The sequence below is a fragment of the Paenibacillus lutimineralis genome (assembly GCF_003991425.1).
Lineage (GTDB): Bacteria > Bacillota > Bacilli > Paenibacillales > Paenibacillaceae > Fontibacillus > Fontibacillus lutimineralis.
This window is the reverse complement of record NZ_CP034346.1, coordinates 4,824,676-4,838,686: the sequence shown is the minus strand read 5'-3', so window position 1 is coordinate 4,838,686 and position 14,011 is coordinate 4,824,676. Positions and strand designations below refer to the sequence as shown.

Annotated in this window: 11 protein-coding genes; all 11 read left to right on the top strand. The window is 47.7% G+C overall.

Annotated elements, in window-relative coordinates; translation table 11 throughout:
* The first annotated feature begins 61 nt into the window (after window positions 1–61).
* The 11 genes from EI981_RS21595 (at window position 62) to EI981_RS21545 (ending at window position 13,996) form a co-directional block, all read left to right on the top strand.
* Window positions 62–1,078, top strand: a complete 1,017-nt coding sequence (locus EI981_RS21595; RefSeq protein WP_127001758.1) for an NAD-dependent epimerase/dehydratase family protein — start codon at window positions 62–64, stop codon at window positions 1,076–1,078.
* Between the two features lie 29 nt (window positions 1,079–1,107).
* On the top strand, window positions 1,108–2,145 hold the full coding sequence (locus EI981_RS21590; RefSeq protein WP_127004875.1) for a dihydrodipicolinate synthase family protein: 1,038 nt from the start codon (window positions 1,108–1,110) through the stop codon (window positions 2,143–2,145).
* 21 nt (window positions 2,146–2,166) lie between these two features.
* The gene (sdaAB, locus tag EI981_RS21585) at window positions 2,167–2,850 is read left to right on the top strand and encodes an L-serine ammonia-lyase, iron-sulfur-dependent subunit beta (RefSeq protein WP_127001756.1); all 684 of its coding nucleotides are present in this window, start codon (window positions 2,167–2,169) and stop codon (window positions 2,848–2,850) included.
* The gene (sdaAA, locus tag EI981_RS21580) at window positions 2,847–3,731 is read left to right on the top strand and encodes an L-serine ammonia-lyase, iron-sulfur-dependent, subunit alpha (protein WP_127001754.1); all 885 of its coding nucleotides are present in this window, start codon (window positions 2,847–2,849) and stop codon (window positions 3,729–3,731) included. Before sdaAB ends, sdaAA begins: the two co-directional genes overlap by 4 nt.
* Window positions 3,732–3,733: 2 nt before the next feature.
* Complete coding sequence (locus tag EI981_RS21575) at window positions 3,734–4,909, top strand: M20 metallopeptidase family protein (RefSeq protein WP_127001752.1); 1,176 nt, start codon at window positions 3,734–3,736, stop codon at window positions 4,907–4,909.
* 28 nt (window positions 4,910–4,937) lie between these two features.
* Window positions 4,938–5,840 (top strand): Gfo/Idh/MocA family protein, encoded by a 903-nt coding sequence (locus tag EI981_RS21570; RefSeq protein WP_127001750.1) that lies wholly within the window; start codon window positions 4,938–4,940, stop codon window positions 5,838–5,840.
* A gap of 491 nt (window positions 5,841–6,331) precedes the next feature.
* On the top strand, window positions 6,332–7,948 hold the full coding sequence (locus tag EI981_RS21565) for an extracellular solute-binding protein (RefSeq protein WP_127001748.1): 1,617 nt from the start codon (window positions 6,332–6,334) through the stop codon (window positions 7,946–7,948).
* Window positions 7,949–8,128: 180 nt separating this feature from the next.
* Complete coding sequence (locus tag EI981_RS21560; protein ID WP_227011932.1) at window positions 8,129–9,013, top strand: ABC transporter permease; 885 nt, start codon at window positions 8,129–8,131, stop codon at window positions 9,011–9,013.
* On the top strand, window positions 9,007–9,870 hold the full coding sequence (locus tag EI981_RS21555; protein ID WP_127001744.1) for a carbohydrate ABC transporter permease: 864 nt from the start codon (window positions 9,007–9,009) through the stop codon (window positions 9,868–9,870). The genes EI981_RS21560 and EI981_RS21555 overlap by 7 nt, the downstream gene beginning before the upstream one ends.
* A 56-nt stretch (window positions 9,871–9,926) precedes the next feature.
* Window positions 9,927–12,173: a helix-turn-helix domain-containing protein gene (locus EI981_RS21550; RefSeq protein ID WP_227011525.1), complete on the top strand. Its 2,247-nt coding sequence runs from the start codon at window positions 9,927–9,929 to the stop codon at window positions 12,171–12,173.
* Between the two features lie 176 nt (window positions 12,174–12,349).
* Complete coding sequence (locus EI981_RS21545; protein WP_162616239.1) at window positions 12,350–13,996, top strand: S-layer homology domain-containing protein; 1,647 nt, start codon at window positions 12,350–12,352, stop codon at window positions 13,994–13,996.
* Window positions 13,997–14,011 lie beyond the last annotated feature (15 nt).

Sequence of the window (14,011 nt, the reverse complement as noted above, 5' to 3'; positions counted from 1 at the left end):
TCTTTATATATCCCCTATCGTTATGATGGAGACAGATCCACGGATGAAAGGGGAAACTGCTTTGAGAACAATTGAGGAATTGGAAGCAAAATTGGCTGAGCCCTCCGAGGCATTGGTCAAGGACTTATCTACAATTGAAGGAGATATTCTGATTCTTGGTGTAGGCGGAAAAATGGGCCCTAGTCTAGCCCGGTTGGCCCAAAACACAGTACGAGAGGGCGGATTGAACAAACGCATCATCGGCGTATCGCGATTCTCCAATGAAGAGGCAAGACGTGAGCTGGAGGATGCAGGAATTGAGACCATTTCCTGTGACCTGCTGAACGATGCAGAACTGATGAAGTTGCCCCATGCTGACAACATCATCTATATGGCCGGCAATAAATTTGGGACTACAGGCCGGGAGCATTTCACCTGGGGGATGAATACGTATTTGCCAGGCAGAGTGGCTGAGAAATATAGGGATTCGCGTATCGTCGTATTCTCTTCGGGGAACATCTATCCATTTATGCCGGTCGGCAGCGGCGGCGCCAGTGAATCGATCACACCAGAACCGATCGGTGAATATGCCCAATCGACCTTGGGCAGGGAGCGCATTTTTGAATACCATTCGCATAAGAACGGAACGCCGATGTTGTTCTATCGCTTGAATTACGCGATTGATATGCGCTATGGTGTATTGCTCGAAATCGCCAAATCCGTCCATGAGCAGCGGGCGATCAATCTGACGATGGGGCATGCGAACGTGATCTGGCAGGGGGATGCCAACCAGATGGCGCTGCGTTGCCTGACGGAATGCACAAATCCGCCAAGTATTATGAACATCACCGGGCCGGAGACGATGTCGATCCGCTGGGCTGCCGAGGAATTCGCCAAGCGGCTTGGTAAGGAAGCGATCTTCGAAGGAACGGAATCCGAGTTGGCGCTACTTAACAATGCCTCAAAGTCACATCAGCGCTTCGGCTACCCTACGGTATCCTTGCTGCAAATGATTGATTGGATGGCCGAATGGGTTGAAGCCGGCGGATCGACATGGAATAAACCGACTCACTTCCAGGAAAGAAAGGGGAAATTCTAGTGGCTGCTACAACACTTTCACCTGAATTGATGAAAGCGCTGCACGAGGGCCTGGTCATCCCTGCCCACCCTCTAGCGTTGGATGAAAACCGTCAATTGGATGAGAAGCATCAACGGGCGTTAACCCGTTATTATGTCGCATCGGGGGCCGGTGGGATAGCGATCGGCGTTCATTCCACCCAATTTGAAATTCGTGACCCAGAGCATAATCTGTTTGAGCCTGTACTTAGAATGGCGGCAGAAGAGATCGCCAAGTCCCAAATAGATCGTCCATTTATTAAAGTAGCCGGCGTATGTGGGCCTACGGAGCAGGCTGTCAGTGAGGCGCGGTTAACGCAATCATTGGGCTACGATGCTGTTCTGCTCAGTATGGGTGGACTAGTCGACTGGAGTGAGCAGGATATTCTGGACAGAACGAAGCAGGTTGCCGACATCATGCCCGTTATTGGCTTCTATTTGCAGCCGTCTGTTGGCGGACGGATTTTCAGCTTCGATTTCTGGCTCCAATTTGCCGAGATTCCAAATGTGGTCGCGATCAAGATGGCTCCGTTCAACCGTTACCAATCCATCGATGTAGCTCGTGCTATATGCTATTCAAGCAGACGGGATGAGATCGCACTGTATACAGGTAATGATGACAATATCATCAATGACCTACTGACAACCTACCGTTTTGAAGTGAATGGAGAGCTTGTGGAAAAAGCCGTTGTCGGCGGCTTGTTGGGCCATTGGGCAGTCTGGACGAAAAAAGCCGTTGAGCTGCTGGAAGAAATCAAGCTTGCTCGCGTTCACGGTGAAATCGCGAAAGAATGGTTAACCCGAAATATCCAAGTGACAGATACCAATGCAGCCTTTTTTGATCCTTCGCATCAGTTTGCCGGCTGTATTCCAGGCATTCATGAAGTACTGCGCCGCCAAGGCCTGATGCAGGGCATTTGGTGTCTGAACCCGCATGAGACACTGTCACCGGGTCAGATGGAGGAAATCGACCGTATGTATCGGGATTATCCACATTTGCATGATGATGAATTTGTGGCAGCACACCTGGCCGAATGGCTTGAAGATTAATAATTAAGGAGGGCTCATGTCATGCGATTCAAGGATGTATTCTCCATAATCGGTCCGAGCATGGTGGGCCCCTCCAGTTCTCATACTGCAGGGGCTGTGCGACTGGGAAGAACAGCACGCCATGTCCTTGGGGAGCAGCCGGAGCAGGTGGAGATCATCTTCTACGGTTCCTTTGCGACAACCCATCGCGGCCATGGTACAGATCTAGCCATGATCGCCGGTCTACTCGATTATGATACGGATGATCTGCGAATCCGAGAGGCCTTTGAGCGAGCAGAAGAAGCTGGAATGAAGGTGAAGATCCGCTCTGCACAGAAGGCTGGAGTACACCCGAATACCGCAACAATAATTCTACACCGGGGAGACCAGAAGATCGTTGTAACGGGCAGCTCCATCGGCGGAGGAAATATAGAGGTCGTGAGTATCGACGATTTTGACGTTAAATTTACGGCGATCTATCCGACTCTGCTGATCTTTCACGCCGACCGACGCGGTATTTTGGCCGAGATGACAGATATATTCAAGCATTCCAACACCAATATCGGTTTTATGGAAGTCGACCGGAAGTCGAGAAGTGGAGATGCTCTGACCGTGATCGAGTGCGATGAGATATTAGATTGCGAATTTATCGAGAGAATTTGCAGCTTACCGGATGTTCACAGGGTTCGTCTTATTCATCTTGGCGTTAAGGGGGATAGAGGATGAGATTTGCGAATTTAGAGCAATTGATCCGGCTTTGTGAGAAAGAAGCAGTAACGATCGGGCAGTTGATGATTACAGAACAAGCGGCTGAGACGGGGAAAACAGATCAGCAAGTCATCCTGCAGATGACAGAGTACTATGAAGTTATGAAAGAGGCGGTTCATAAGGGAATAGAGAGCGAGATGCAGCCCCGCAGTGGATTAACTGGCGGAGATGCCAGACGGGTTCATGCTCATTTGCAGCAAGGCGTTCCTTCACTGGGAGAAGAAGCCTGCACAGCAATGGCTTATGCTCTGGCGGTGTCCGAGGTGAACGCTTCGATGGGAAGGATTATTGCCACTCCAACGGCAGGCTCCTGTGGTATTATACCAGGAGTGTTCGTCAGCTCACAGGAACGGTTTGGCTGGAGCGATGAGCATATGGTTCAGGGCCTGTTCAGTGCGGGGGCGATCGGTTACGTTATCGCCAATAACTCCTTCGTATCAGGGGCCGAAGGCGGATGTCAGGCTGAGGTAGGCTCGGCAATCGGTATGGCTGCCGGAGCTCTAGTGGAGCTGCGCGGCGGTACGCCCGAGCAGGCGGTTCATGCGGTAGGACTGGCGCTAAAAAATACGCTCGGTCTTATTTGTGATCCGGTAGCTGGTCTAGTAGAAATCCCCTGTATTGTCAGAAACGGCTTCGGTGCGGTTACGGCGATGGCCGCAGCGGATATGGCATTGGCCGGTATAAGAAGTGTTATTCCGTCTGATGAAGTTATCGATGTGATGCTCGAGGTTGGTAGCATGATGCCTGAGAAGCATCGCGAGACAGCGCTAGGTGGACTTGCACAGACCCCTACAGGCAAGAGGATTATGAAAGAGCTGTATGAGAAAGAGGAGGGATAAAGATGGATTTACCATCATTAGTTCAAGCGGGCAAGCAGCTTGAGACGGAGCTGATCGCATTTCGCAGGGATCTGCACCGTCATCCCGAGTTAAGCTTGCAGGAGTCGGAGACGGCTTCGAAGGTAGCGCAGCGACTTAGCCAGCTCGGAATAGATTACCGCAGCGGGGTTGGCGGGTATGGCCTCGTTGCCGAACTGAAAGGCGAGCTGCCGGGGCCTGTTATTGCGCTGCGGGCGGATATGGATGCTCTGCCGATTCATGAGGAATCGGGTGTAGAGTTCGCTTCCACGCGCCCGGGGATTATGCATGCTTGCGGGCATGATGCGCATACAGCTATCTTGCTAGGCGCAGCGCAGCTGCTGGCCGATAAAAAAATAAAGGGCACCGTGCGCTTTTTGTTCCAAGCAGCAGAGGAGATTAATGCGGGAGCGAAGGCGATGATTAAGCAGGGTGCGCTCGAAGGCGTTGATGAAATCTACGGGCTGCATAACCTTCCGACACTCTCAGCGGGGCTGGCGGCTACGCGGTACGGCTCCTTGATGGGCTCGGTGGACCGCATTGAGATTCATTTGGAAGGCCGCGGGGGACATGGGGCGATTCCGGATCAATCTATAGATCCCGTCGTTTGTGCTTCGAATATCATCATGGCACTGCAGAGCATTGTCAGTCGTGAGGTATCGCCGTTTGATCCGGTTGTCGTCACGATCGGAAGCATCAAGTCAGGCGAGGCAAACAACGTCATTCCACATTACGCGGAGATGACCGGAACGATCCGCACCTTCAATGCCAAGGTTCAGAAGCAAATGCCGGAGAGAATAGAGCGGATCGTTAAGCAAATCTCCGCAGGATATAAGTGCCAGGCGAAGTTGAAGTATATCGAGCAGACCCCGGTACTAGTCAATTATGAGGAATGCAACCGACATGTTGAACAAGTAATCGACCGTACGATTGGCGCTGAACGCAGAATAGAGGCCCCTCCGACCTTGGCTGGTGAGGACTTCTCAGTGTATTTGCAGCATGTACCGGGCTGCTTCTTCTGGTTGGGCTCAGGTCCTAACGCGAACGCAAGCAGTGCTTATGGACTTCATCATCCGAAATATGAATTGAATGAAGAATGTATTCCGCTTGGTGCAGCCCTACTTGCAGCTATAGCATTACAGAGATTATCTGCAAACTAATAAACAGTCTGGAAAGGGGAAAGCAAGGGTGGAACACTTGAATATTGGAATTATAGGTACGGATTCCTCTCATTCCGTTGCATTCACCAGGCTGCTCAACGACCCGTCCGATGTGAATCATGTTCCGGGCGGGAAGGTTGTAGCAGCTTTTTTAGGTGGGTCCGAGGATTTTGCGCTAAGCGCAGATCGGGTTCAGGGCTTTATGGCCACGCTGGAGACCGAATTTGGTGTACGCCGAATGGATAGTCCAGAGGAGATTGCGGCAAGCTGCGACGCCATACTGCTTACGTCGGCGGATGGGAGGGTGCATCTGGAGCAATTCAAGCGGATCGCTCCCTATGGCAAGCCGGTTTTTGTCGATAAACCACTGGCTTTATGCAGCCAAGAGGCGGAGGAGATATTCCGCATCGCCCAGGAGCATCAGGTTCCGCTGATGAGCAGCTCGACCCTAAGATATGCCCAGCAAATTACAGAAGATCTGGCCTTGTATGGCACCGCGTCCGTGATTAGCACCGATGTCGGTGGACCTTTGGATGTCGAGCCGACGCAATCCTACTATTACTGGTACGGTATACATTCTGTCGAGCTGCTGTATGGCATTATGGGCAGCGACTGTGTGGAGGTCAATGTAACAAGAGCGGAAGAGGTGGAACATATTTCAGCAGTCTGGAGAGATGGTCGTGTGGGAACGATCAGGCTCAGTCGCCATCCGGGGACTCCGTTCAGCGCAGAAATTCACCGTCAGGGACAAATCTCATCGATCGAGATCGATTTTGCGGCCAAGCCCTTTTATGCTAGTCTGCTCGAACAGATTATGATTTTGTTCCAGACCCGAATTCCTCCGCTTCGGTGGCAGGAGACGCTGGAGGTCATCCGTTTTGTTGAAGCTGCTGAGGAGAGCAGAAAGTCAGGAAATCCAGTCCGCCTGTAAAGGTAGTTTAAAAAGTCCCCCTTTGATCACGAAGTAGCACTGGTAGATTAATCGACATCGAATCTTGAATTCAGCCGGGCCTTCCGGTGCTCACGTACCAACTACGTACGCTCCGCTCCTCAGTCCCTAGCTTCATCCAACCTTCTCGGTGCTGAAAGTCTGACTTTTTAAACCAGTACTTGTAAGGAATTAGCATATCTTACTGGTTATCTTTTCATCGATTGAAGGGGGAGAAATTCGGGAATGCGGAAAAAGCCAAAAAAACGAAGACGCGAATATAGCATTTTCCACCTCTTTAGCTTTTTCCACACCCGAAAATGCTTGATATATCAAGGTTTTTACGTTTTTTTATAATTTTAAATACCGAAAAATTGCGGTCGATGAAAACGCTTTATTTACGGAGTGTTAACCCCCATCCTACAATTTGAATTGTCCGATACGAGAGACTCGGGCACAGTGAATTATCACCTATCACAAGGGGAGGCAAAAAAATGTCAAAGAGAATTCTCAGTATGGTGCTTGTTCTGATTATGGCAAGTACACTGCTGGCTGCATGTGGTTCAGGCGGCGGCAAAAATGGGAGCGCTTCAAACGGAGACAAGAATGGAGGAGCTAGCAACACAGTAGTGGAAGATACTAGCAATCAGTATGGTGATACTGGCGGATTGAAACTCCCGTTAGTTGATAAGCCAACGAAACTCACTTGGATGGTTGTTAGTGAAATTCAGCTTAACGACAAGCTGATCGCCAAGGAAATTGAGAAACGCACAGGAATTACAATAGATTTCCAAAGCTATTCTAAAAATACTTTCGAAGACAAGATTCGTTTGGTTGTCGCATCCGGCAAACTGCCTGATATTTTCAACGGACTTAGACCGGATGAACTTAAGAAAATCGGTCAGCAAAAAGCGGTTGTCGCTATTAACGACTATGTGGATATGCTGCCGAACTTCAAAAGATTGTACGTCGATGAAAATCCATGGGTGGCCAATTCATACGGTGATGAGAACAACAACCTCTATACATGGCCGATTTATAACATGAACCGTGATGTGAACCATGGGATGATGTACAGAAAAGATATTTTCGATAAGAATAATATTCCTGAGTGGACCAATACGGAAGAGTTCTATCAGGCACTCAAGAAATTGAAAGAAATTTATCCGGATTCTTATCCGATGGCTTCCAAAACCAAGGGAGATATCTTCAGAGATCTTGCCTATGGTTGGGGAATCGGGGGCTTAAACTACCCTGCTTATTATGATGAGTCCGATAGCACCTGGAAATTCGCAGGCGTACAGCCAGAGTATAAAGATATGCTGGACTTCTTGAAAAAGCTATATAACGAAGGCTTGCTCGATCAAGAATTCCTGACCGACACGCCGGAATCCTGGACAGCCAAGATGACAACGGACAAATCGTTCGTTACATGGGACTGGATCGGACGTATGGACCTGTTCTATAACCAAGTCAGCTCGGAGAACCCTGAGTACGATCTGCGCTACGGCAATCCGGTCGGACCTACGGGTAACATTCGTACGCTGCCTAAAATCGATGCGGATTTCGGGATGGCAGTTGCCAATAACCAGAATAAAGAAGCTGCACTCAAATTGCTTGACTATTTGACGAGCCCATCGGGTTCAGAGTTGATTACGCTTGGTATTGAGGGTGTAAACTTTAACTTTGATGAGAACGGCAAGCCGGTATATCCGGAATTGGCCGATCTCCCGAATGTAGATATTAAAGCGCTGGAAGATAATTATGGGATGTGGGTTGAAGGGATGTACTTGAACCCGGATCATCGTTCTGTATACTACAACTTCACAGAGAAAGAGCAAGAGGCTCAGGATAAAATACTTTCTGCTAACAAATTTGAAGCGCTTGATCCCGTGCTTAATCTGACCGAGGAAGAAATTGCAACCATTGCCGAACTGCAAACCTCGATTATCAAATCAATGGAAGAATTCAATGCCAAGTACATTCTTAACAAGAACTATGGGGATAAGGAATGGAATGATTGGCTGGCTGCGGCTGAGAAAATGGGCGCAAGCAAATATGCCGACGTATACAATCAGGCCCAAAAGCGTTTTGACGCCAATAACAAATAAATAGAAAACAGATAATAGGATGGTGAATGGCACGGCGAGTTAAGCAGCTCCAAGTGCCATTCGCCAACATCCAGGAGGAGAAGAAACGTGCCAAACCCTAACACGGAGAAGGTCCTTACACTTAATAAGCCACCGCGCGGCTCCCGGTTCTCTACATCGCTTAGTTCGACGTGGAATCATATAAAACGGGACAGACAGCTATTGGTTCTCTTTCTGCCATGCCTTGTGTTTTATATTATTTTCCGGTACGGTCCGTTGTTCGGATTAACGATTGCGTTCAAGGATTATAACGTATTCGAAGGCATCTTCGGCAGTAAATGGGTCGGTTTCAAGCATTTCGCCAATTTTTTCTCAAGCAGTGATTTCTTGCTATTATTCAAAAATACGCTTGCATTAGGCTTTCTTACTTTATTATTCGGGTTCCCGATTCCGATTCTTTTGGCCATTTCGCTTAATGAACTGCGAGTGAAGTGGTTAAAGAAATCGATTCAGACACTCACCTATTTGCCAGCATTTTTATCGATCGTCATTATTTGTAGTATGGTTATGGACTTCTTATCGCCTAGCACCGGTTTGATTAACAAGCTGATGGTCGCGCTTGGATTTGAGAAAATTTACTTTATGATTATGCCTGAGTGGTTCCGTACCATTTACGTCGCATCGGATATCTGGGCTACTGCGGGCTATGATGCCATTATCTATCTCGCTGCGGTCGCTGGAATCAGTCCAACGCTGTATGAAGCAGCCAAGGTGGATGGATGCAGCAGGTGGAAGAGTCTGTGGAATATTACATTGCCAAGTCTTATGCCGACGATTCTTATTATGTTCATTCTGAAGACTGGTAAAATGCTTCAAATCGGATACGAGAAGGTATTGCTTCTGTACACTCCGACTACGTACGAAGTGGCGGATGTATTCTCCACTTATGTATACAGAAAAGGTCTGGTTGAATCCAATTACAGTTATGCCGCTGCTGTCGGCATGTTTGAAGCGTTAATTGCTATGATCATGCTGTTGTCGGCCAACTTCATAAGCAAAAAGGCTGGAGGTAAGGGGCTATGGTAGGAGAATCGAAGTTCAATCTGTTCGGAGTCATCAACGCCTTGCTCCTGATCTGCGTTGGAATTATTACAGTCTATCCGATCATTTATATTTTCTCGATATCGATAAGTGATACGGCTTCCGTAGTTCAAGGGAAAATCACGCTATTTCCGAGAGGCATTAACTTCGATGCCTACCTGGAGGTCTTAAAAGACAAACGGATACCGAGAGCTTACTTGAATACTATTTTTTATACGAGCTTTGGTACCTTTATTAATTTGCTGATTACGGCGATCGCGGCATATCCGCTGTCCCGTCCTAATTTCATCTGGCGTAAATATTGGATGCTTGGCATCGTATTAACGATGTTCCTCAATCCAGGCATCATCCCGAACTACTTGGTTGTGCAAGGGCTGGGATTGACTGATTCGGTATGGGCGCTTGTTATTCCGAATGCGATCTGGACGATGGAGCTTATTATTCTGAAGAGCTTCTATGAGGGCATGTCTGATCAGGTCCGTGAAGCAGCACTAATCGACGGTGCTTCTGAATACCGGATTCTGTTCAATATCGTGATACCGCTATCCAAACCGGCGCTGGCATCGATCGCACTCTTTTATTTCATGGGGCATTGGAACAGCTACTTCCTACCGATGATTTATTTGAATGATTCAACCTTGTATCCGCTTCAGGTCGTACTTCGGGATATGCTTATCTTTGATGATGGGAACCGCTCAAGCTTGGTCGAAGCAGCGGCACTCGCTCCTCAGGCGAAGAAGAATGCCACGATCATCCTGTCGATGATTCCCGTCTTAATGATCTATCCATTTGCTCAAAAATATTTTGCTTCGGGCGTTATGATCGGCGCCGAGAAGGGATGAGTCGATTTCATGTATAATTAATTGGATAAACAACAAGGAGAAAGGATGACTATGACTTGAAGCGTTTTTTTACTAATCTGGGTATCGTGCAAATCTTTTGTTCGCTGCTCTTAGTCATCGGCATCATGTATGTATCCAATTATTTTGTATTCAAGAATTCGATCTCAGGCATTTACGAGAAGGTTGCACAGAACAATACGCTGGCGGTAAGAACGATGATACAGTCCTTCGATAACAGCTTCCGCTCGGTCAACAACATCATCCATACGATTCATGGCCTTCCTTATAGCAGCCTGGAATCGGAGGAGGAAGGGCGTATTGATATGGCCAAGGTATATACGATGCAGGACAGCATTTCTTCACTTGCATCTTCCGTGGACTTCATCGAGGATGTGATTGTGTTCTACGATGATATGGATCTGGCCATCACCTCGGTAGGTACGAGCAGCCTAAGTCAGTTATTCGAGAAGAAATATAAGCATGACTTGTATAATGAGAACTACTGGCGTACGTACATCCGGGGAAAGAACAGCTTCAAACTGCTGCCAGGGCAATATTTCAAAGTCGCAACGAATTCATCCTGGCAGAGAAAGAAGCTGATGGTTGCCGTTGGCGGGAACAAAATTCGTATGTCCAACAAGAACATTATCCTTCTCATTGATGAGGCAGCTTTGCTGAAGTATGTGAATCAGAAGGTGATGATTCCAGGCGCTTCGCTTATCGTGCTCGATCAGGACCGCAGCGTGGTACTGAGCACGGACGAAAGCTCCGATTTATCCGGGGTGCTCGACGAGGTCTATTTCAATTCATCTCAGGAAGGTTCCTTGAAGAAGGAAGATTATCAATACAATTTCTATAAATCGGATTTCAACGATTTCATCTATATCAATAAAGTGCCGTATCAGTTCCAGAATATCGATTCTGTGGTCGATGCCAATGAAATGATTATGCTGTCGGCTATCATTAGCGCAGTCCTGTTATCTGCGCTTCTGAGCATTTATTTAAATCGGCCGGTTAAGAAGATCATCCGTCAGCTGGGCGGTACGAGTCGGGGCAATGATTTCCGTAAAATTCTTAGTGGTATTGTCAAAATGCAAATGGAGATCGACTCTACGAAGGAACAATTGAAGCAAGCGGAATCAGAAGCGAGGCGCAGCGTCTTTCTTCAGACGGTCGATGAACACGCTTACTCCAGCGAGCATAATTCGCTTCTGCAAAGCAGTTATAGCGACATGTTATGCAATAAGTATTTTGTACTGACCATGGTGCATCTCGATCCGAAGACCAAGGATCAACCGCCGTCTATGGCGGTGGAGAGCATCACAGAGGTGCTGAATGAAGCTTTGTGTCAAGTGAGCGATGAAGTTCAGGTGTTCTATGATAAAAATTTACATTTTGTATTGCTCATTGGTCTGGAGCAGCCTGCTAATCGGGCCGCCTTGTTGAAGCAATTGCAACGGCTGTGCGCAAGTCTGGAACAGGCGGAGCTGCAGAACTATTCCGTATGGGCGAGTATAAGCAAGACGTATGCGACCGAATTGAAAAATTATAAGCAGGCTTATCGCAGCGCAATGGATGGTCTGCTATACAGAACTGTGAATGAGTCGTCCCATGTACAGGATACCGAGAAGATTCAATTCGGATGGAGTCTTTATTTCCCATTCGATAAAATCGAGAAGCTCTCGAACTATATGTCGAACGGGAGGCTTCAGGAGGCGAAGGAGATCATTTCCGAGACGCTCGGGGAGAATGCGAATCGGAATGTTCATCATCATCAGATGGCGCATATTGCCAAGACGATGTTCCTGTATATGCTTAGGCATTCCAATATGACGGCAACTGCAGATGATGAGATGTATAAGCTGGAGCAGCAATTTCTACAAAGAATCGATTTCGCACATGATTATATGGATATAGAGAACACCCTGATAGAAGCGGCGAAACACATTGCGAAGCACAGCAAGGCCCGGGATACGAACCGGCTTAATCCCAGCTTCATTTCGCAGTATATCGAGCTGCACTATATGGAGAATTTGTATCTGGATCATATCGCAGAGATCGTGGAGACTTCGCCAAAGTATTTTTCCAGCTATTTCAAGAAGACATTTGGGGTCAACTACGTGGAATATCTTAACAAAGTAAGGCTGTCCCATGCCAAAGAACTGCTGAAGGACAGCTCCTTGACGATCGGTGAAATCGGGGAGAAGACAGGGTATTTGAACTCTTCCACTTTCACAACGACCTTCAAGAAGTATTACGGTATTTCTCCAAGTGAATATCGTAAGCAAAATACAAATGAATAACTGTGAAGTGATGGATCGAATCTAGTGTTATCATTTTGTACTCCTTAATGCCCCGCAATAGCTGCCGGTTCCTATGTGCAGGCTGTTGCGAGGCTGCGAAGGGAGGTGGTAATCCGGTAAATGATAGATTCATGATTAGGGATTCCATGCTTGATCCGAAGAGAGGGGAAGTAAGGATGAAAAAAATGATTTTTGCCCTATGCTTGATCCTGATAAGCTCAACTGTATTTACTTATGGGAGTACGGGGGTACGGGCGGCAGAAAGCTCGAAGATAACAATTAGCGGCAATGTAAGCAATATTCGCGTCGGAGATACGTTCAAGCTGCAGATTAACGGAGAGCAGTTCGAGGATCTGTTCGGTGTTGAAGTTGTGCTAGCTTATGACGCGCAAGCTTTACAAGTGCAAGATGTGAAAGCTGGTGAGGCTTATGATTCCTTTGATGCATATCAGAACGACGCTACAAAAGGGGAGCTTTACTTACCCTTAGCAAGGAAGCAGCTGCAGCCTAACCCGCAAGCTTCAGTCCATCTGGCAGATGTCACTTTTAAAGCGCTGAAGGATAAGGGTGTGGAAGTCCAAATTCAGCGGATAAAAGCAGTGGGCAGTGAACGGCAAACGAATCAACAAGGATACAAAGATTTGAAAGGGCTTACATCGGGAGTTGGCGAAGCGCTCGTCATCCAAATCGCCAAACAGGATGGTAAAGCGCCGGATTATAGCAGCGGGCAGACGAGTTCTAGTGATAAGCCTGCAACGTCAGCACCTACCATCATCGATGGAGCAAAAGCCATATTGAATGAAAAGGATCCGATGAAGGCTGGAGAGAAGCTGCAGGCGTTGCTTAACGGATTGAAATCAGAGCTATCATCCACAGAGAAGGAGGCTTTGCTGCAGGCGGCTGAGTCAACGGTTGCAGGACTCTCCGTGGTACCTGTAAACAAAGAAGGAACGGGTGTAGATACCGTCTACGTCATTTCCGCCACCGACTTATCTCAATATGATTCATTGCTTCAGAGTATTAGAGCTTCACTGCGTAAATGGGATATAGATTCTCCGCAAATTGACAACGCACAGCTAAAAGCGGTGATGGAATATACGCTGTCTGGACGGGATGTCAACAAGCTGGGCGTCTACCGTTATAACGAGACGTCTGGAACATGGGATTATGTGAGAGGCGCTGTGCATCAGGCCGATACCGGGAAATTTACAATTGCTGCGAAGCAGGCGGGCACTTACCGCGTCATGGAATACTCCAGGCCGTATGCGGATACCACAGCAATGTATGCGGAAGCCAAATATGCGGTTGAGGTATTAACAGCTAGACATATCGTCAACGGTACATCGGATACATTATTCTCTCCTAGCAAATCAGTGACCCGTGCTGAATTTTCTTTTATGATCGTGAGAGCCCTTAATTTAGATTTGCTTGATTCCACAAATCTAGCTAAGACTGCTTATTCTGACGTAGGAGCAGAGGCGTGGTATTCCAATGATATAGCTGTCTTGAATAAGCTCGGTGTTATTAAAGGATTTAGTGACGGCACATTCAGACCCAATGATCCGGTAACCCGTGAGCAGATGGTTGTCATCGTCATGAATGCCTTGCGCAGTCAGGAACTGCTTCCGAACAGCAGCATAGCTGCTGCTGAGAAATTCACAGATGATGAGACGATTAGCAGCTGGGCGAAGGATTCCGTGAAAATGGCCAGAGGGCTGAAGCTTGTATCAGGTATCGGTCAGAACCGCTTTATGCCGAAGCAACCGACCAATCGCGCGGATACGGCGGTATTCATCTGGAAAATGCTTCAGCAATTGAACTAAAGGAGGAGAAGCGCG

Bases quoted from the DNA above. Each gene is read 5' to 3' on its own strand.
- EI981_RS21590 (WP_127004875.1), top strand. From the start codon at position 1,108: ATGAAAGCGCTGCACGAGGGCCTGGTCATCCCTGCCCACCCTCTAGCG.
- sdaAB (WP_127001756.1), top strand. From the start codon at position 2,167: ATGCGATTCAAGGATGTATTCTCCATAATCGGTCCGAGCATGGTGGGC.
- sdaAA (WP_127001754.1), top strand. From the start codon at position 2,847: ATGAGATTTGCGAATTTAGAGCAATTGATCCGGCTTTGTGAGAAAGAA.
- EI981_RS21575 (WP_127001752.1), top strand. From the start codon at position 3,734: ATGGATTTACCATCATTAGTTCAAGCGGGCAAGCAGCTTGAGACGGAG.
- EI981_RS21565 (WP_127001748.1), top strand. From the start codon at position 6,332: ATGTCAAAGAGAATTCTCAGTATGGTGCTTGTTCTGATTATGGCAAGT.
- EI981_RS21555 (WP_127001744.1), top strand. From the start codon at position 9,007: ATGGTAGGAGAATCGAAGTTCAATCTGTTCGGAGTCATCAACGCCTTG.
- EI981_RS21545 (WP_162616239.1), top strand. From the start codon at position 12,350: ATGAAAAAAATGATTTTTGCCCTATGCTTGATCCTGATAAGCTCAACT.